14 protein-coding genes are annotated in these 18,989 nt (G+C 38.4%); all 14 read right to left on the bottom strand.

Going from position 1 to position 18,989, the window contains the following annotated elements:
- Window positions 1-11: 11 nt before the first annotated feature.
- Window positions 12-752 carry a tyrosine-protein kinase gene (locus tag ACT170_RS02960; protein WP_444818006.1) on the bottom strand — a complete coding sequence of 247 codons (741 nt, stop codon included), beginning with the start codon at window positions 750-752 and terminating at the stop codon, window positions 12-14.
- Between the two features lie 9 nt (window positions 753-761).
- A complete protein-coding gene (locus tag ACT170_RS02955) occupies window positions 762-1,454 on the bottom strand; it encodes a capsular polysaccharide biosynthesis protein (RefSeq protein WP_002884894.1) in 693 nt (230 codons plus the stop codon).
- An 8-nt stretch (window positions 1,455-1,462) separates the two neighbouring features.
- On the bottom strand, window positions 1,463-2,194 hold the full coding sequence (gene cps4B, locus ACT170_RS02950; protein ID WP_048675937.1) for a capsular polysaccharide biosynthesis protein Cps4B: 732 nt from the start codon (window positions 2,192-2,194) through the stop codon (window positions 1,463-1,465).
- The gene (gene cpsA, locus ACT170_RS02945; RefSeq protein ID WP_444818005.1) at window positions 2,195-3,655 is read right to left on the bottom strand and encodes an LCP family glycopolymer transferase CpsA; all 1,461 of its coding nucleotides are present in this window, start codon (window positions 3,653-3,655) and stop codon (window positions 2,195-2,197) included.
- A 340-nt stretch (window positions 3,656-3,995) separates the two neighbouring features.
- Window positions 3,996-4,706: a purine-nucleoside phosphorylase gene (deoD, locus tag ACT170_RS02940; RefSeq protein ID WP_014634439.1), complete on the bottom strand. Its 711-nt coding sequence runs from the start codon at window positions 4,704-4,706 to the stop codon at window positions 3,996-3,998.
- 398 nt (window positions 4,707-5,104) lie between these two features.
- The gene (locus ACT170_RS02935; protein WP_037601325.1) at window positions 5,105-5,818 is read right to left on the bottom strand and encodes a type 1 glutamine amidotransferase; all 714 of its coding nucleotides are present in this window, start codon (window positions 5,816-5,818) and stop codon (window positions 5,105-5,107) included.
- Window positions 5,815-7,062 (bottom strand): chloride channel protein, encoded by a 1,248-nt coding sequence (locus ACT170_RS02930; RefSeq protein ID WP_060972925.1) that lies wholly within the window; start codon window positions 7,060-7,062, stop codon window positions 5,815-5,817. Before ACT170_RS02930 ends, ACT170_RS02935 begins: the two co-directional genes overlap by 4 nt.
- Window positions 7,063-7,244: 182 nt before the next feature.
- Window positions 7,245-7,958 carry a LemA family protein gene (locus ACT170_RS02925; protein ID WP_049545878.1) on the bottom strand — a complete coding sequence of 238 codons (714 nt, stop codon included), beginning with the start codon at window positions 7,956-7,958 and terminating at the stop codon, window positions 7,245-7,247.
- Window positions 7,959-7,971: 13 nt separating this feature from the next.
- Entirely contained in the window at window positions 7,972-8,781 is an 810-nt protein-coding gene (locus ACT170_RS02920) for a purine-nucleoside phosphorylase (RefSeq protein ID WP_037601228.1), read from the bottom strand.
- An 18-nt stretch (window positions 8,782-8,799) separates the two neighbouring features.
- Window positions 8,800-9,345, bottom strand: coding sequence for a DUF1697 domain-containing protein (locus ACT170_RS02915; RefSeq protein ID WP_444818004.1), 546 nt, complete (start codon window positions 9,343-9,345; stop codon window positions 8,800-8,802).
- Between the two features lies 1 nt (window position 9,346).
- Window positions 9,347-10,558, bottom strand: a complete 1,212-nt coding sequence (locus ACT170_RS02910) for a phosphopentomutase (RefSeq protein WP_060972929.1) — start codon at window positions 10,556-10,558, stop codon at window positions 9,347-9,349.
- 121 nt (window positions 10,559-10,679) lie between these two features.
- Window positions 10,680-11,360, bottom strand: coding sequence for a ribose-5-phosphate isomerase RpiA (gene rpiA, locus ACT170_RS02905; protein ID WP_444818003.1), 681 nt, complete (start codon window positions 11,358-11,360; stop codon window positions 10,680-10,682).
- A 159-nt stretch (window positions 11,361-11,519) separates the two neighbouring features.
- Window positions 11,520-14,633, bottom strand: coding sequence for a GbpC/Spa domain-containing protein (locus tag ACT170_RS02900; protein ID WP_444818002.1), 3,114 nt, complete (start codon window positions 14,631-14,633; stop codon window positions 11,520-11,522).
- Window positions 14,634-15,096: 463 nt separating this feature from the next.
- Window positions 15,097-18,921, bottom strand: a complete 3,825-nt coding sequence (locus tag ACT170_RS02895) for a GbpC/Spa domain-containing protein (RefSeq protein ID WP_444818001.1) — start codon at window positions 18,919-18,921, stop codon at window positions 15,097-15,099.
- Window positions 18,922-18,989 lie beyond the last annotated feature (68 nt).

The raw sequence follows: 18,989 nt of genomic DNA, 5'->3' as shown, positions 1-18,989 counted from the left end.
CCCCATTAATGCTATCCTTTTCTACGACGATGTGCTCTTGAATGACCTTCTTTTTGGTCAGATTTTTTTCCATACTCGCCATATGATCCGTAAGAACCATATGAACCATACTTATCAACTGTCATATCAACTTTATTAAGGACGACACCTAAGAACTGAGAACCACTTTGTTCCAATTGTTCGACCGCCTTAGTTACGAAACGACGTTTAATTTTTCCAGCTGCTGTAACCAAAAGACTGGCATCAGCCTGATGGGCAATAATAACAGCATCAATGACCAAACCAATTGGTGGCGTATCAATGACGACATAATCATAACGACTACGAGCAACTTCCATCAAATGTCTAAAATTGTCATTTTGTAAAAGACTTGTTGGATTAGGTGGTACAGGACCAGATGCAATGACATCCAAACCTGAAATATCAGTTTGGCAAATAGTTTCATTCAGATCAGCATTTCCTGAAAGGAAATTTGAAAGACCTTTATAAGGCTCATTTGACTTAAATGTACCTGACAAAACAGAATTACGAGTATCAGCATCAATGAGAAGTGTTCGAAGCCCAACACTAGCAAATGAAATCGCCAAGTTAACAGATGTCGTTGATTTCCCTTCGCCAGCTTCAACAGAGCTAACCGCAATCACTTTCATCTGTGTACCAGAAAATTGAATATTTGTGCGAATGGCATTATAGTACTCTTCTGTTTGTTTGGCAAAGTTTGCTTTAGATTTTACTAAATTTAATTTAGGCATTTTTTCTCCTTAAATTTTATCTGTGTCAGGGACAATTCCAAGAAGTGTCATTCCAAGAGCATCTTCCACATCTTCTGGTCGGCGAATACGATCATCTAAGATCTCACGTACCAATACACCAACTACTGCAAGGAAACCTCCAAGTACAGCTCCAAGAAGCACGTTACGTTTGATATTGGGTGAAGATGGTGACTCTGGCAACTTAGCTTCTTCAAGCGTTGTAACATCTTCAACTTTTGTCACGTTTTTGATTTTTTCTGAAGCAACTTCACGAACCTTATTGGCAAGTGTTTGCGCATCTTGACCAGTTTTAGCATTAACAGAAATTGAGATAAGACGAGTATCAGTAGGAATATTAACTGAAATCATTTTAGCAAGTTCTGCTTCTGTCATATTCAATTTTTCATCTTTGATAACTTCTGACAAGACATCATTTGATGTAATAATTTCTTTGTAGTCTTTTGTCAAAAATGTACCGGCCTGCAAATCTTGAGCAGAAAGGTTTTTGCCATCATTCGCTTGGTTAACCACATAGATACGTGTCGATGACGTATATGTGGGTTGAATGAGGAAATAAGTTCCCAAGAAGGCAAAGACAGCGACATAAAAGGCTGTAAATAGAATAAATACCTTTTTAGTCCAAAGTTTGTGCAATAATGCAAGCACGTCGATTTCAACACGCTTCGTGTTTTCCTGAGTCATAGTTTCTCCTATATGTATTGATTTTCAAGTAGTGTTTGTGGATTTTCGATAAAAAGGTTACGAGCACGTCGCGTTCCGTAAGTCTTTTCGATAATAGCGTAGGCATCTTTCATAAATGGTGGTCTTGGACCAAGATTATGCATGTCACTAGCAACCATATGAACCAAATTTTTTTCCAAGAAATAACGAACACGTTTCTTTCTTACTTTATCTTTATCGCCAAAGAGCTTTGGTTTGAGGACATGTGAACTATTGACTTGAGTATAGCAGCCCATATTGATGATTTCTCGAACACGATCAGCATTTTCTTCGAGGGCATCATAGCGCTCAATGTGAGCAACAATTGGTGTCACCCCTGCGCGTAAAACATTGCTAAGCCCACTATGAATTTCTTTCCAAGATGTGCGAGCACTAAACTCAATCAAAGCAAATTGAGTGCTGTGCATGCGTGGAATGAGATTCTTTTCAAGCTTCTCCACAATGTCTGAGGTGTAATAAAGTTCACCACCATAACAAATAGTTAAGTCTGGATAAAGTGCTTCTGCTTCTTCTTTTACCTTAGAAAAGTTAGCAAAGATTTTATCCTCTGGGGTTTCAAACATTCCCTTACGACGATGGGATGTTGAAACAATCGTACGCACTCCTTGCGCATAGCTTTCGCCAATGAGGTCAAGACTTTCTTCTAAAGTTTTAGGACCATCATCAACATCAAAAACAATATGTGAGTGAACGTCAATCACTTATTTTTCCTCCATCAAATTTTTGATAGCTTGAGAGGCGCTTTCCACACTTGAATCATCCAGTTTCATCATGTAGAGACTAGAATTTGGCATAGCATAAGAGGTCAATTGTCCAGTTGAACCTGTACCTGTTACTGCTTGAGAAGTCACCGTAAATTTAGAACCTGAATCAAGTTGTGTATTGGCCAGAGCATTAATGGTATCTAAAGACATATTCGTTTGAACAGAGTCTTGAAGATTGTTAACAATTGAAGTAAAGTTTGATACAGAATTTAGTGAAGCTAACTTGTTTACAATCGCAGAAATCACTTTCTCTTGGTTCTTACCACGGTCATTGTCTCCTCCATCCAAACTATAACGCTCACGAACAAAGCCAAGGGCTTGTTCAGAATTCATTTGGATATCTCCAACTGGGAAATCAAACTTCCCGTGAAGACTCGTGAAGGCTTGATCATTATGAACTGTCACACCACCAAGTTGGTCAATCAACTTAAGGAAAGATGTGAAGTTAATACGTGCATAGTAATCAATCTTAATGCCATAAAGATTTTCCAGAGTTTTTTCAGATGTTTCAACGCCATAAATACCTGCGTGGGTTAATTTATCATACTGGTCTGCCCCTCCATCAGGAATCTTAACGTACGCATCACGTGGAGTGGTCGTCAAGAGAATCTTATGTGTGTTCATGTTAACGGTCATAACGATATTGACATCTGAACGTGACACTGTTGAAATTGAACCGTAGGTATCAATACCACTAATATAAATATTGAAGACTTTTGAATCTACTTGTTTTGCAGAATTGTTATTCTTCTTTTTAATTTTATAAGTATAGATTGTTTTTAGATTTGAAGCATAGTTACTATCGACAGACTCTAGTAGGCTAGCATAAGAGCCACTCAAGACCATAGCTTTAGATTTGCCAGACTTAAGATTGTCATATGCTTCTTGATATGAAGCAACATCATCAACTTTAACATCAACCTTTTTGTCTTTCTTTAGAGCAGACATCAAGGTGTCGATATTGTTCTTATCAACCTTAGTTGGTGCTTGTACGCTAGTAAGCTGACTCACATCTTTGATGTCACTATCCTTAGGAACTACTATGCTCATTTCTACTTCAGAAAATGCAGCCGTCTGATTCATACGGTTAGTGATATCAATCATTTGTTTAAAACCAAAAATACCAACCAGAGAAACTAGCGAGAAGATAACCAATACAACCGTTGTCACTAGTGGTGATTTCTTAGTCTTCTGAAGGAAGATGCTAATAGCAAGAACTACCAACAAACCAATGGTGATAATGATGTTCAAAAACCTAAATGATAGGAAATTATAATTGAACATTGTGAATAATAAGATCAATGCTAAAATAGCATACAGAATGGTCAACCCAACGTTGACCATCCCCCACGATCTATTACTCGTACGTTTTTGCTTACGATTCGTACGCGAACTCATATAAATTGCTCCTAAAAATTAAAATTAGACATTTCCCATTATCATTATAACATTACTATAACTTCATTTCAATTGTCATTCTTTTTAAAAAAGAAGAAACCGTTTTTCATTATGATATCAAGCATCTAATTTCTATCATTTTTCATAATATTGTAAACTATTTTTCACATTTTTGGTGGTTTAATCTTAAATTGTCGGATTTTTATCTATTTATTACAAGTCTTTTTCTTCCAAATATTTTTATTTTTTTCTAGTAGTTTGAAAAATTTTAACCCATTGTCACTTCGAATAGATATTAGCTACAACACAAAAGGACGACCAAATGGCGTCCTTTTACAAACTAGTCTGCAATTAATGTTTCAAGACCAACTTTCATCATATCAGTGAAAGTATTTTGACGTTCCTCAGCTGTTGTGTCCTCATCTGGATTAACCAAACTATCAGAAATAGTCATGATGGCAAGAGCATCTACTTGGTGTTGAGCTGCAAGGTAGTAAAGTGCTGCTGCTTCCATTTCTACAGCTTTCACACCCCATTTACCAAGCTCGATGTTCTTTTCACCATAGTTCGAATAGAAGACGTCAGAAGACAAGACATTACCAACATGTGTAGTCATACCAAGCTCTTTAGCAATGTGGTAAGCCTTATCTAAGAGATTGAAACTTGCAATTTGTGGGAAATCGTATTGTGGCCAATCGTTACGAATAATGTTAGAGTTTGTCGCTGCCGCTTGCGCTAGAACTAACTCACGAACGTGAACATCCTCATTCAATGAACCAGCAGTTCCCACACGAATCAATTTTTTAACCCCGTAGTCAACAATAAGCTCACGAGCATAGATAGAGATAGATGGCATCCCCATTCCAGTTCCCATTACTGAGACACGTTCACCTTTGTATGTTCCTGTGTAACCAAACATATTACGAACTTCATTGAAACATACAGCGTCTTCGAGGAAATTCTCGGCAATGAATTTCGCACGTAAAGGATCTCCAGGTAGGAGAATTTTATCAGCAATTTCACCTTGCTTAGCAGCAATATGGATAGACATAATATAAGATACCAAGGGCGTTAAAGAGGCAAAGTAAAAATAGGAAATCCGACAAAGATGCTTCGCATCTAGGAGGATTTATCTTTTTTACACAGCCTCTAGCCCGGGTTCAGTTTCAAACCCGAACTACCCTTCCTTTCATTTTTTATATACAGGAGAGGCGACAGAGAACAAAGTAATAATAGGAAACTGACGACGCCTTATAAATGCTAGACAGTTTATCTTTTTACTTCGTTCTCCGCCCGTATTCATTTTAGTGAATACAGTTAACCCGTCCTTTCTATTTTTTGATGGTAAAAGAGCAACCTGAACACACTATCTACCATTCTTAATTTTTATTTTTAAATAATTTATCCACTATTATATAGTTGATAAATTATTACTTTTTTAAAAGTGGATTAAGCTTGAGTCAATGAATCAAGAAAATCATATAACTTCTTGTTCATTTCTGAATAATCGTTGGTACGCAATTGTTCAGGTGTTTGAACAAAAGGTAACTCCTTATTTTGCTTACGCAAGTGTTCTTCGCCATCCGCAGCTATGAGCAAATCAATAGCTTGGGAATCAAACTCTAGGTGTGCTTGGAAGGCATAGTGTTTAGGACTAAAGCGAATAATTTGACGTGGACAACCTTGACTAGTAGCAAGAACAACTGCATTATCAGTCAATCCAGGCATATCACCATGCCAGTGGCCAGTATTGAGAGTTGTGCCAAAACCTTTGACATGCTCATCAGCTAATCCATCATCCGTAAGTGTTATTGGAAACACACCAATTTCGCGTTCTGGACTATGCTCATACTTACCACCATAGGCTACAGACAGAAGCTGAGCTCCCAAACATACACCAACAATATAGATATCAGCAGCAATTGCTTTTTGCATAAATGCAATCTCAGCATTTGGGTCATAATAAGGAAAGGTCTGACGATCCTCATCAGGTGACTGAGGACCACCCATCACAATTAGAAAATCAATACCTTCAACGGTTTCAGGAAGGACCTCTTCCTCATATACCTTGGTTGATGTGATATTATGCCCACGGTCTTGAGCCCATTTTAAATAGGCTCCTGGAACTTCAAACGTTTCGTGTAAGATAAAATGAATATTCATTGTTTTTTCTTCCATCTATTATTAATTATCCTTGATAGTAGACCCGCTAAGATTAGAGGAACTGCTACCAGCCCTCCTTGACCGGTAAAACCTAGAACTAAGGCTATTCCCGTCAGAGGAGCATCCAAAGTTGTTACTAAAAAAATGGTTGCGCCAAGTAACATTCCTAGATTAGGATTTAGGGACAAACCAAAAGTCTCAAGACACCTTGTTAATAAGAAACCCGATCCGACACCTAAAGTAAACGAAGGCGTCAGTGTCCCTCCATAAGTACCTGACCATAGCAACAAGCACACAATAAGCCCTTTGATTACCAGCAAAATCGGAAGGTATTCCGAAGTTCCTCCAGAGAACATCCATTGTGCTAGAACCTGACCATTTCCCATGATTATAGGATAGAAAGCTACAATACCACCTAATATTATAAAAGAGACGGGCATGGTCCAGAGAATATGTTTATCTGTTATACGACTTTTACTCGCCTTTTTAGCTAAAACTTTAAATATAAGAGCAAGCGGAGTTACAAACAGCGTCAAAACAAGAATCTGTATCAAACTAGTAGGATGTAAGCTTACTTTATCAACTAAATATATAGCTTTCCCACCAACAATTGGACGAGCACAATAAGCTGACAAATAGGTTGTCACAAGAATGATACCAATGTTTTTCAGTTTCCAAGCAACTCCCAAAGTTTCCAAAACAAACAGTATACTGGCAAAGGGAACTTGGTAAACCGCAGCTAAACCTGCTCCTGCACCACATGCAATCATGAGTTGTCTTTCAGGAATTTCTAAACCCAGTTTTTTTGATAAACTGCCAGCACATAAGGCACCTAATTCTCGTGGAGCTGCTTCCTTGCCTACTGAAGCACCTGCTCCAACGATTGCTACTTGCACCAAAGCATGTAGACTTTGGCCAAGAAAATTTGGACTCTTCTTGCCAACGAGTTGCTTAGCCTTTCTAATGGAAAGAAGGGAGACTCGACGCTGAAGGAAATACCAAAAGATGCTAGCTAAGACACCAGCTACCACTATAACTACGAAGCGTCGATAAGCACTTACAGAATTAAATTGTAACAAGAGATCTGTCGTATCATTGCCAAAAGTAAGAAATTTTATAAAATCTAAAAGATAATGGCAAAGAATACCAATCAAACCAGAAGCTATTCCGGTTGTCAAAACAGCTAAACTTAACCTAATCGACTTGGGGAGCCAAGTCAAACTCTTTCTCTCTTTACTACCCATATATTAGAGTATGGCTAAAATTGCTTTAACCAACTTTTCCTACTGTCTTTAGAGTAGGGTCAATCCCTTCTTTGTTTTTATTTCATAGTAAGGCAATCTCGTGCTGAATTAGAAAAACTAAAACTAGCTTTCATTCTTTGACCTTTTTAACTATATTCTAGTCTTAATGATTTTGTTCTATGTTATAAGTAGTTTATCTCTGAATGACCTAAAGTTGTTCTTAACAAAGCAAGTGGCAAACTGTAAATTGTTTTATTATATTGCGACACCATTTCATTGTAGTATAATTTTTGATTAGCAACAAGTACTTCTGACTCTTTAATCTCAGCAATCAAATCCTTTATACTTTGATCAGCTGTAATATTTGTATCTCTTTCGATTTTCTCTATAATTTTATTCTTCGTTTCCTCTAGTTTAGTAGAGTATTCATGTTTAGAAAAATTGCCAGACTCACCGTAAGACTTCCGCTTAGATTCTGAATGATTAGCTTTGTTTTCATCGTTAGTCAAATTGTTGACAGACTTTTTTTCCTCTAACAATTCTGAAACATTTTTTCTAACAGACATTTTTAACTCATGGTCTACAATCTTATCAGTCAGTTCTCGCAGTTGTACAATCAATTTTTCCACATACTGTTCTTTAATTTCAATTGCACTGTATGATGATTTAATTGACTCTTTTAAGTTAACAACTTTATGGTATTGAAATAGGAACACTATTATGATATAGCTTAAAACTGCAAATACGATAGATGCTCCTTGAAATGGTTCATAGTCTATCTCACTACCACTTGTATCTATAGCAGAAAATATAACCAACCAAACCATGGTCAGGAAAGCAATTATAAAAACTCCACGAATGATACGAAATAATGGATTATTCATTAAGTTTGACATCAATTATTCCTTTTTAAAGTTCAGCCAAAATAGCTTTCAGCAAGCCTTTGAAATCCCCTTTAACACGTTCTGTCACTTCCACAACTTCTTCGTGATTGAGTTCTTCTTGGAAACCAGCCGCAAAGTTGGTAATACATGAAATACCAAGAACTTTCAAACCAGAATGTGCTGCAACAATGACTTCAGGGACAGTTGACATCCCAACAGCATCTGCACCAAGAGTCTTATAAGCACGAATTTCAGCTGGAGTTTCGTAAGTTGGACCAGTCACACCGATATAGACACCATCATCTAATTTAATGCCCAATTTGTCAGCAACTCGATGTGCAGTCTCACGGTATTCTGGAGTATACGATTTAGACATATCAGGGAAACGAGGACCAAAATCATCCAAGTTTTCACCAATCAATGGGTTTTGACCAGTCATGTTGATGTGGTCAGTGATGGCCATCAAAGTGCCTGGACCAAAGCCGATACCACCTGCTGCATTGGTTACAACAACTCCTTCGCATCCAAGAGCTTTCATAACACGTACAGGGAAAGTAACTACTTCAAGCGGATTTCCTTCATAAAAATGGAAACGTCCTTGAAGAGCTAAAACCTTACGTCCAGACAAAGTTCCATAAACAAGTTTTCCAGCATGACCGACAACCGTTGATTGTCCCCAGTTTGGAATATCCGCATAGTCAATGACAACTGCGTCTTCAACTTCTTCAGCCAACTCACCAAGTCCAGAACCCAAAATTAAACCAAACTCAGGTTTTTCAATTCCTTTACTTTCCAAAAATGCTTGAGTAACTCTAATTTTTTCAAGTAGCGACATGTTAATTCTCCCTTAATTTTATTTCATTCTTAAAAAGTGACCAATTTTTGAAAAAGTTCTTGCATTTCGAATGGTTATAGAAGGATAAAAAGGTGCTTTCAATAGCTTCTTATGATAAGCCGTTTGGTTATAGCTTGATTTATCAAATTTACCCCAGTAGATCCCAAGTTGACCAAGATGAATAATTTCATCTCCTAACTCTAAAGACTCAATAACATTCCTCATTTCGTTCTTATCAAGTCTTTCAGTATATAAGAGGACATCTTTTCTATAGAAATCATTTTCCCACCACTTAGGTAAAGATGCCACTTCATTTTGGTAATCTTCTAGAGTAAAAAGAGAAAACACCTTAATAAATGGATAAGTCTTATTAAGAAATCTCTCTAAAACTAAGAGGAGTTCCACTTTCATCAAGGATGAATCGAAGAAAAAATTTCCACTATTTATATAGGAAGAAACATTTGACATCCCAAGTTCTTTTAACTCATGACAAAATTCTTCCATGACTACCTTGTGACGACCACCAACGTTTATTCCACGAACCAAAAATGCATAGCGCTTCATTTTAGACAAGTTTATCCAAGAAGCTTTCACCAATCATGGCTTTATCTACACCAAAGTTTTCAGCGACAGTTGCTGAGATGTCAGAGAAATGACCTACTGGAATAAGTCCATTTCCTTTGAATGATGGGCTATAAGCCAAGAAAGGAATATATTCACGAGTATGGTCTGTACCTGCATAAGTTGGATCATTTCCGTGGTCTGCTGTAATCATCAAGAGATCATCTTCACGCATGGCAGCAATGATTTCAGGCAAACGTTGGTCAAATTCGTGCAAACAATCACGATATCCATGTGGGTCACGACGGTGTCCATAAAGGGCATCGAAGTCTACCAAGTTTGTGAATGAGAAACCATGTTTGAAATCTTCAGAAGTCATAGCTTTAATCAAATTATCAATACCATGGCTATTTGATTTGTTGTGACCCATATCGTGGTTAATACCAGCTCCGTTGAAAATATCATTGATTTTACCAACGGCATAAGTATCAATACCAGCTTCATTCAATTTATCCAAAACAGTGGGTGCAAATGGTGAAACAGCCAAATCTCGACGATTAGATGTGCGAGTGAAGTTTCCAGGCTCACCAACGTAAGGACGAGCAATGATACGCCCTAGAAGAGCTGGACGCTCAAGGGTAATTGAACGCGCATATTCACAAATACGATACAACTCATCCAATGGAATAATATCTTCGTGTGCAGCAATTTGAAGAACTGGGTCAGCTGAAGTATAAATAATCAATTCACCAGTTTCCATTTGACGAGGTCCAAAGTCTTCAATAACAGCTGTACCTGAGTATGGTTTATTAGCTTCACGAATGACTTTACGACCTGAGAATTCCTCAATTTTAGTGAGAATTTCTTCTGGGAATCCGTTCCAGAAGGTATCAAAAGGTTCAGTAATATTGAGACCCATGATTTCCCAGTGACCAGTCATCGTATCCTTACCAAGAGAAACTTCCTGCAATTTTGTTGCATAACCAGTTGGGTTACTTTCTGCTGATACTGTTTTCAAAGGTGTTTCACGAGGAATATTTCCTAGACCAAGCTTAGCCATATTTGGCACATTCAATCCTACTGATTTAGAGATATGACCAAGGGTATCTGAAGCACCATCTGGCACACCTGCATTGACAAAGTCATTGGCATCTGGAGCAGCACCAATTCCTACTGAATCAAGAACGACTAAATGCATTCGGTTAAATTTGGACATAATAACACCACAAAGAGATAAAATCTTTTCGAAATTACCTCTTGCCTTTCTATATTATTTAATAGTTTGACAAAAATTAATTAGTTTTCCTCATTAAAAGTGAGGGGAAATCAAAATTGGACTAGGCCTTGACTTCAACGACCTTAACACCGTCTTTTCCTGCAACGATGACTTTGTTAACCATACCATTGAACAATCCATGATCGACAACACCTGTCATAGCTTTTAGTTCTTCACCAAGAGCTACTGGATTTTCAATCTTACCTAAATCAAGATCGATGATATAGTTCTTCATATCTGTAACAAAGCGGTCACCTTGTTCCGTAAGTCGGAATGATGGCTTATAGCCCTTAGACTCAAAGAAACGATACAGACGGTCAGCACCATATTGAACCACTTCAACTGGTAGCTTGAAAGCACCTAATTGATCAACCATTTTAGACTCATCAACCACCCAGATATATTCTTTTGTAGGTGTAGCGACGATTTTTTCCATCAAAAGGGCACCACCGCCACCTTTAATCCCGTTGAGTTGAGGGTCTACTTCGTCGGCTCCATCAACAGTAACATCAATACTGTCAATGTCATCCACTGCCTTCAAAGGAATGCCTAAGCCCTCAGCTTGTTTAGTGGTTTGACTTGATGTCGTTACACCAACAACACTAAGACCTTCTTCCTTAATACGACGGCCAATTTCCTCTACGAAGAAGTAAGCTGTTGACCCTGTACCGAGTCCAACAACCATTCCATCTTCAACATATTTAGCAGCGGTTACACCAGCGATTTTCTTAAGTTCTTCCATGCTCGTCTCCTTGCATCTTTCTATAATAGTCATTCAAAACAATTATAACATGTTTCACCAGTAAATAGAAATGATATGAGGGAGGAAAACCGAGCAAAAATAAAAACTAGATCCTAAATAGAATCTAGTTTTGATGGGGAACTAATTTAATAGCACCACTTAATCTTCTTTACGACGTTTGAAGAATCCTACAAAGGCTGCAAAAATCATTGAAAGAAGTCCAATAAATCCAGCATTGCTAGTGTGCTCACCAGTTTGTGGCAACTCAGCTTGAGGCACTACAGGAACTTCAGTATCTGGAGTTGGTGTAGTTGGTGGTGTCACTGGAGTTGGAGGAGTAACAGGTGTTGGTGGTGTTTGAGGAGTAGTCGGTGGTGTTGGTGGTACCACGTGAGACTCTCTCTCAACGACATAGTTCTTGTGCCATACAACACTTGGTTTTTCAGGAGTTTTAGGTTCTACTGGTTTAGCAGGAACTTCAACTACTTTTGGTGTTGGTGGCGTTGGTGCCGTTGGACCTGTTGGTGGTGTTGGTGCAACCGGTTTTTCTGGAACTTCAACCACTTTTGGTGTTGGTGGCGTTGGTGCCGTTGGACCTGTTGGTGGTGTTGGTTCTTGTGGTTTACCAGGAACTTCAACTACCTCTGGAGTTGGTGGCGTTGGTGCCACTGGCTCTTTTGGAGGTGTTGGTGGTGTTGGTTCTTGTGGATTGATACCAACTGTTTTAACGACTGGTTTAACCGGTGCTGTTGGTGGTGTTGGTGCCTTAGGTTCTTCAGGTTTTTCACCTGGATTCTTAGGCAAACCAAGGTTAGAGTTGATTGCGAACCAGTAAACTGTTGGTGCGCCATCAGCATTTGCACCTTCAGCAGTAAATACCAAGTGACCATTAGTCATCTTGATACCTGCACCTCCATAGTAGAGGTAAGGTGAATCAGCGTTATCCCAACCTGTCAATTCTGATGTTGTCTCACCATTAAAGACTGCACCATGGTCAATGTATTGGTTATCATTGACTGATGTTACTTCTTTAGTAGCAGCATCATAAGTAACTGATGATTTTGGAATAGCGATGAATTGGTTATCACCAATATTTACATATTCTTGGTGGCGTGTTGATTGGTATTTTTTCTTAGGTGTGAATGTAATCAAACCAGTTTCAGCAGAAACGCTGTATGAACCAATAACATCATCTTTATCACCAAACGTATAATCTTGGTTACCAAGAGCGTGTCCATTACCGCTACCTGAAGCATTAAGAGTTGTTACATCAGATGGAATTTCATGTGAGACAACCCATTCTGAACCATTCCAGTCAGTGATAGGAACCACTACCTTAAGTGGGTTCTCATCTGAAATGTTAACTGTAGCTCCACCAAAATCTGCGTAACCAGATTTTGTAACAACTTCACCGTTTTGGATTGCCAAAGTAGAACCATCTGCGTAAGGATTGTAAGTACCGCGAACAGTATTACCATTAACGTCTTTCGCTTCTACTGTAAGTGGACGTGGGCGCTCAGATGTTTCAACATAAGCTGCACCGTTCCAGTGGTTAAGTGAGTTAAGTGCTACGATAGCATTACGCTCACTAAGGTTGAACATTTTACCATCTTTATCGTAAAACTCAACATCTACAGCTACTTTAACCGGTTTATCTTGATCAGTTGACGCTCCAACTGTCATAGTTACTGTTGGATCCTTACTGATTTTCGCGATACCTTTTCCGTCGTTTGATGGAAGGCTAACGATTTCGTAACGGTAAACAACACGTTTGATTGCTGATGCTTCATTCTCAACAAGCATGCTTGATTGGTTCAAACCATCATAAGTAACAACAAATTTGTCACCTTCTTTAACTTGAATCCACTCGTCTTCAGTATTTGTCCAAGGGCTATTTGAAACAATGTCAGATGCTTGTAACTTGTTAGAGTCATATTGGAAAACATTACTTGTGTTAAGACGCTCTTGTGCTTCTTTTGTCAAGTAGTTGCTTACACCTTCAACTTTGTGTGTCGCATCGTTTTCACGTTGGAAAGTCAATTCTTGAACAACTTCAGCATCTTTAAGGTTACGATATACAGGATCATTCATGTATTTATCGTAAGCTGTTTTAGCATCTTGGTATTGTTTAAGTGCTGTTTGGTAAACAGCTAATTTGTTTTGATACTCAAGGTACTCTTGGTCATATTTAGCTTTTTGCTCATTGTAGACAACCAAGGCTGCTTCGTATTTAGCTTTAGCATCTGCATTGTATTTTTCAATAGCTTGTTTTGTTTCAAGATCTGCTTCATAAGCTGTTTTCTTAGCATTATAAAGTTCAAGATTCTTGTCATACGCTGCTTTTTCTACATCATATTTAGCTTTTGCTTCATTGTATGCTGCTAGCTCAGTTTGATATTTAGCTTCAGCTTCGGCGTTACGTTTTTCAGTAACAACTTTTTCAGCTACTTTATTATCATAGTTAGCTTTTTCAGCATTGTATTTGGCTTTATCGCTATTGTACTGAGCAAGAGCTGCTTCATAATCAGCTTTTGCTTGGTTATATGTTGCCAATTCTGCTTGGTATTTAGCTGCAGAAAGCGCATTTTCTTTATCAGCGGCTTCTTTTTCTGCTACCTTAGCATCATAAGTAACTTTCTTAGTCTTGTACTCTGAAAGAGCTGAGTCATAAGCTTGCTTAGCAATTTGGTATTGCTCTGAAGCTTTATCATAAGCTGTTTTTTCAGTATCATATTTAGCCTGAGCTTCAGCATTTGTTTTATCAGCAAGTGCTTTCTCAGCTAATTTGGCATCATAGTTTGCTTTTGCTTTATCATAGTCAGCTTTATCTGACTTGTATTGTTCTTTAGCCGCTTTATAATCAGAAACGACTGTATTGATTTTCTCTGCTTGTGCTTTATTATCTGCAGCAGCTGCTTCAACAGTTTCTTTGGTTTGAGCAGGTTCTTCCTTAACCTCAACCCCTTCGTTAGTTGCAGCTGTTTTTGCAGCTTCTAAGCTTGTATTTGTTACTTCACTCGTTGTAACAGTTGTGTTGCCTTCTTCAGTAACGTTAACAACTTTCTTTTCAGTTGAATCTGCTACGGCTGAAGTGTTTTCTTCAACAGCATCTGTTGCTTCAACTGCTGGTGTTGCTGAATCTGTAGTTGTTGCTACCTCATCAGCGCTTGCATTTGAAGCTCCTACTGCAAGAACTGCAGTCCCCAAAAGAACAGAAGCCGCACCAAGGCTAGACTTTCTGAGTGAATAACGTTGTAATTCCTTTTTCCCCATTTAAATTACGTCCTTCTATATTTAGTTATGTTCATATTCTAACAAAAGAAAGAACCATGTCAATTTGAGATATCTCATAAAAACGCCCATTCCTTTAAATTCGATTAGATTCTTAAATTCAAATACTTTTTAATATCAAAATATTTGATAGACAAAATCCTATTATTAATAGTGTTTACGATACAAATAGGCGGTTTAATTTTATAATATCTAGTCCAATTCGCTTTAATGTTTTTTTATTGAAAAGATTATGAAAAACAATCAACTATAAGCTTTCATTTTACTTTTCATAGTAATATTTAGCTTTTGGATAGCTATTTCACCTAAATCATGTCCTCTCGTTTGCCCTATTAGTTTTAACATTCAAACTTATTTATGCCGATAATATGCAAAGAATAAGTAACAAAAAAAAAGACTAGACTGTCTTGCATAGCAAAACAACCTAATCTTTCATTTTATCTTATTAATGTTTACGTTTGCGAGCTGACCATAGACCTGAAAGGGCCATTGAAAGCAGGCCTAGACCTGTTACAGATGCTAATTTTTGGTTAGAGTCACCTGTTTCTGGCAATACGGCGCTATTAGTTCTTTCTGTTTCTTGCTTAGCAACTATAGAAGAAGTTGGTGTAACGCTTGGTCCTGTAGGTGTTCCAGGAGTTTTTGGTTTTTGAGGAGTTGGTGGCGTCGTTGGTACTGGACGTGTTACGCGCTCAACAAGATAATTTTTATGCCATTTTACCTTAGGAGCTACAAGTTCTTTAGGTGAAACAGGTTTATTAGGAACATTAACTGTGACCATAGTTGGTGGTGTTGGAGCTGTTGGCTCTGTTGGTGGAGTTGGTGGTGTTGGAGCTGTTGGCTCTGTTGGTGGAGTTGGTTTTGTTGGCTCACCAGGTACCTCTACAACTACAGGTGTAGGTGGAGTCGGAGCCTTAGGTTCTACTGGAGCCGTAATCTTACGTGGCTCTACTGGCACTTCAACTAAAGCTGGAGTTGGTGGCGTTGGTGCTTTTGGTTCTGTTGGAGCCTTAGGTTCCTCTGCATCAACTGTAACCACAGTGTAGTTAGGTTCTGTCGGTGGTGTTGGAGCTTTAGGTTCTTCTGGTTTGCTTGGTTCCGCAGGAACTTCAACAACTGTCGGAGTTGGTGGCGTTGGTGCTTTTGGTTCTGTTGGTGCCTTAGGTTGCTCTGAATCAACTGTAACAACTGTATAGTTAGGTTCTGTTGGTGCCGTAGGAGCTGTTGGTGGCGTTGGTTCTATTGGTTCAGCTGGAAGTTTATCCAAAGTAATCGTTGGTGGCGTTGGCGCCTTTGGTTCTTCTGGAGCTGTTGGCTCTTTTGGTGCTTCACCAGGATTTTTTGGAATACCAACATTTGAGTTAATCGCAAACCAATATACTGTTGGTTGACCAGCAGCATTAGCTCCATTGGCCGTAAATACCAAGTGACCATCAGCCATCTTTAAGCCTGCTCCACCATAATAGAGATATGGAGAAGATGGATTATCCCAACCTTCAAGAGTCGTTGAAGATTCACCATTAAAGATAGACCCATGTTCAATGTATTGGTTATCTTTAAACGACGTTACTTCTTTAGTAGCGGCATCATAAGAAACACTAGAATTTGGAATTGGAATATATCTATTATTGCCAATATTTACAGACTCTTGGTGCTCTACATTTTCAAATTTCTTCTTAGGAGTAAAGATGATACGTCCTGAAGTTGGATCAATAGTGTAAGAACCAATCACATCATCTTTACCGTCTAATGTGAACTCATCTGTTCCGATAGAGTGACCATTCCCAGCACCTGAAACATTGACTGAAGTTGCGTCAATAACAGTTTCTTCACTAACTGTAAATTCACTACCATTCCACGTTGCTTTTTGTGCCACAATTTTAATTGGATTTTCAGCAGAGATAGTGACGTCAGCAGTACCAAAGTCAGCTGTTCCATTTTTAACAACAACTGCATTGTTTTCAATGCTCATTGATGAACCATCTGCATATGGATTCCAAGTTCCTCGAACAGTCTTACCATCTTTATCCTTGGCTTCTACTGTAAGTGCACGAGGTTTATCTCCACTATCCACATAAGAAGCACCTGTCCAGTGGTTAAGGGAATTAAGCGCAACAATAGCGTTATGCTGTGTCAAATCAAACTTATTGCCATTACCATCATAAAATTCAATATCTACAGCCACCTTAACGGGTTTATTTTGGTCTGTTGAAGCACCGACTGTTAGTGTTACAGTTGGGTCTGAGCTAACGGCTGCAATTCCTTTACCGTCATTTGATGGAAGAGTAAGAATTTCATAACGGTAAATCACGCGCTTGATAGGATGCATATCAGTATTTTCACGCATGCTTGACTGATTCAAATTGTCATAGGTTACAACAAATTTGTCACCTTCCTTAATTTGAATAAATTCAGTTTCATTATTGGCCCAAGGACTAGTTGCTACAATATCTGAAGCTTCCAATTTATTGGAATCATACTGATGTACATTGCTTGTATTCAAACGAGCTTGAGCATCACGAGTGAGATAAGCACTGATGCCATCGATGGTATGAATGGCTCCACCTTCACGTTGGAAGGTCAAATCTTGAACAGTTTCTACATCTTTTAGATCTTGGAAACCATTATCATTCATGTACTTATCATAAGCTGCTTTAGCATCTTTGTACTGTGCCAAAGCTGTTTGATATTCAGCAAGTTTTGTTTGGTAGGTAGCAAAGTCTTTGCCGTATTGTTCTAGGTCTACATTGTATTTTGCAAGCTCAACTTCATACTTAGCTTTTGCAGCATCTTCTTCTGCTTTAATAGCAACAAGTTGATCATAGGCTGCTTTATCTTTATCGTATTGCGCTTTCTTAGCTTGGTATTCTTGTAAATCTTTATCGTATTGTGCTTTAGCTGTATTATAAACAGCCATTTCTGCATCATATTTCGCTTTAGCTTCCGCATTAGCTGCATCAGCTGCTGCTTTTTCGACTACTTTGGCATCGTAGGCTGCTTTAGCAGTCTTGTAGGTAGCTAAATCAGTTTGATATTTTTCGTAAGCCGTATTGTAAGCAGCAAGATCTTTCTCATATTGCTCTTGAGCAGCCTTATCAGTAATTTCCGCTTGTGTTTTCTCAGCTACTTTAGCATCATAGGCTGTTTTTTTCGTATTGTATTCAGCTAGAGCGGCATCATACAAAGCCTTATTTGTCTTATATTCAGACAAGGCTGCTTCGTAAGTGACCATTTCTGCATCATACTTGGCTTTAGCTTCTGCATTAGCTGCATCAGCTGCTGCTTTTTCGGCTACTTTAGCATCGTAGGCTACTTTGGCAGTCTTGTAGGCAGCTAAATCGGTTTGATATTTTTCATAAGCGGCATTATACGTAGCTAAATCTTTCTCATACTGCTCTTGAGCAGCCTTGTTTTCGATTTCTGTACGAACTTTTTCAGCTACTTTAGCATCATAAGCTTCCTTCTCAGCATCATATTTTGCCTTGTCTTTGCTATACTGAGCCATAGCAGCTTCATAGTTCTTCTTAGCAGTTTCATAAACAGCCAACTGTACCTTGTAATCGGCCTCTGACTTAGCATTAGCTGCATCGGCAGCTGCTTTTTCGGCTACTTTAGAATCATAAGTTAATTTTTGAGTATTATACTCTTCCAATGCTGCATCATAGGCTTTTTTATCAGCTTGGTATTTAGCTAACCCTTTTTCATAAGCAGCTTGATCAGTATCATACTGTGCTTTAGAAGCAGCGTTTGCTTTATCAGCTGCTGCTTTTTCGGCCACTTTAGCATCGTACTCAGCCTTAGCTTTATCATACTCAGCTACATCTTTTTTGTGGTTTTCTTTTGCCTTCTGATAATCCGAAACAACCGTATTAATCTCTTTTGATTGAGCTTGATTGTCAGCAATAGCACCCTCTAGGGATGTATGTGTTTGCGGTGCAGTTTCTTCGACTTCTACCCCTTCTTTTACCGCAGAAGTTTTAGCATCCTCAAGACTATCAGTTGTAACAACACTTGTTGTTACAGTGGTATTTCCTTCTTCTTTGACAGAAACAACTTGCTTCTCCGAATGATCAACAGTTGTTGCCGGATCAGCAGCAGTATCTGTTAGTACAGAAGCACTAAGTGGTGTATCAGTAGCAGCTGAAGTTGAAACCTCATCTGCATGTACACCAGTTGCCCCCATCGCAAGAATGGTTGTACCCAAAAGAACAGAAGCAGCTCCAAAGCTATACTTCCTGATTGAAAAACGTTGTGAATCTTTTCTTCCCATATCACAAATATCCTTCTAAATTTTCTTAACACCTAAAGTCTATCACTTTTAAACTTTCTGTCAATAGA

Origin of the sequence: Streptococcus sp. cx1 (genome assembly GCF_052384325.1) — a bacterium.
GTDB lineage: Bacteria > Bacillota > Bacilli > Lactobacillales > Streptococcaceae > Streptococcus > Streptococcus salivarius_G.
Note: the sequence above shows the minus strand (reverse complement) of the source record. Positions and strands in the feature narration are given on the sequence as shown.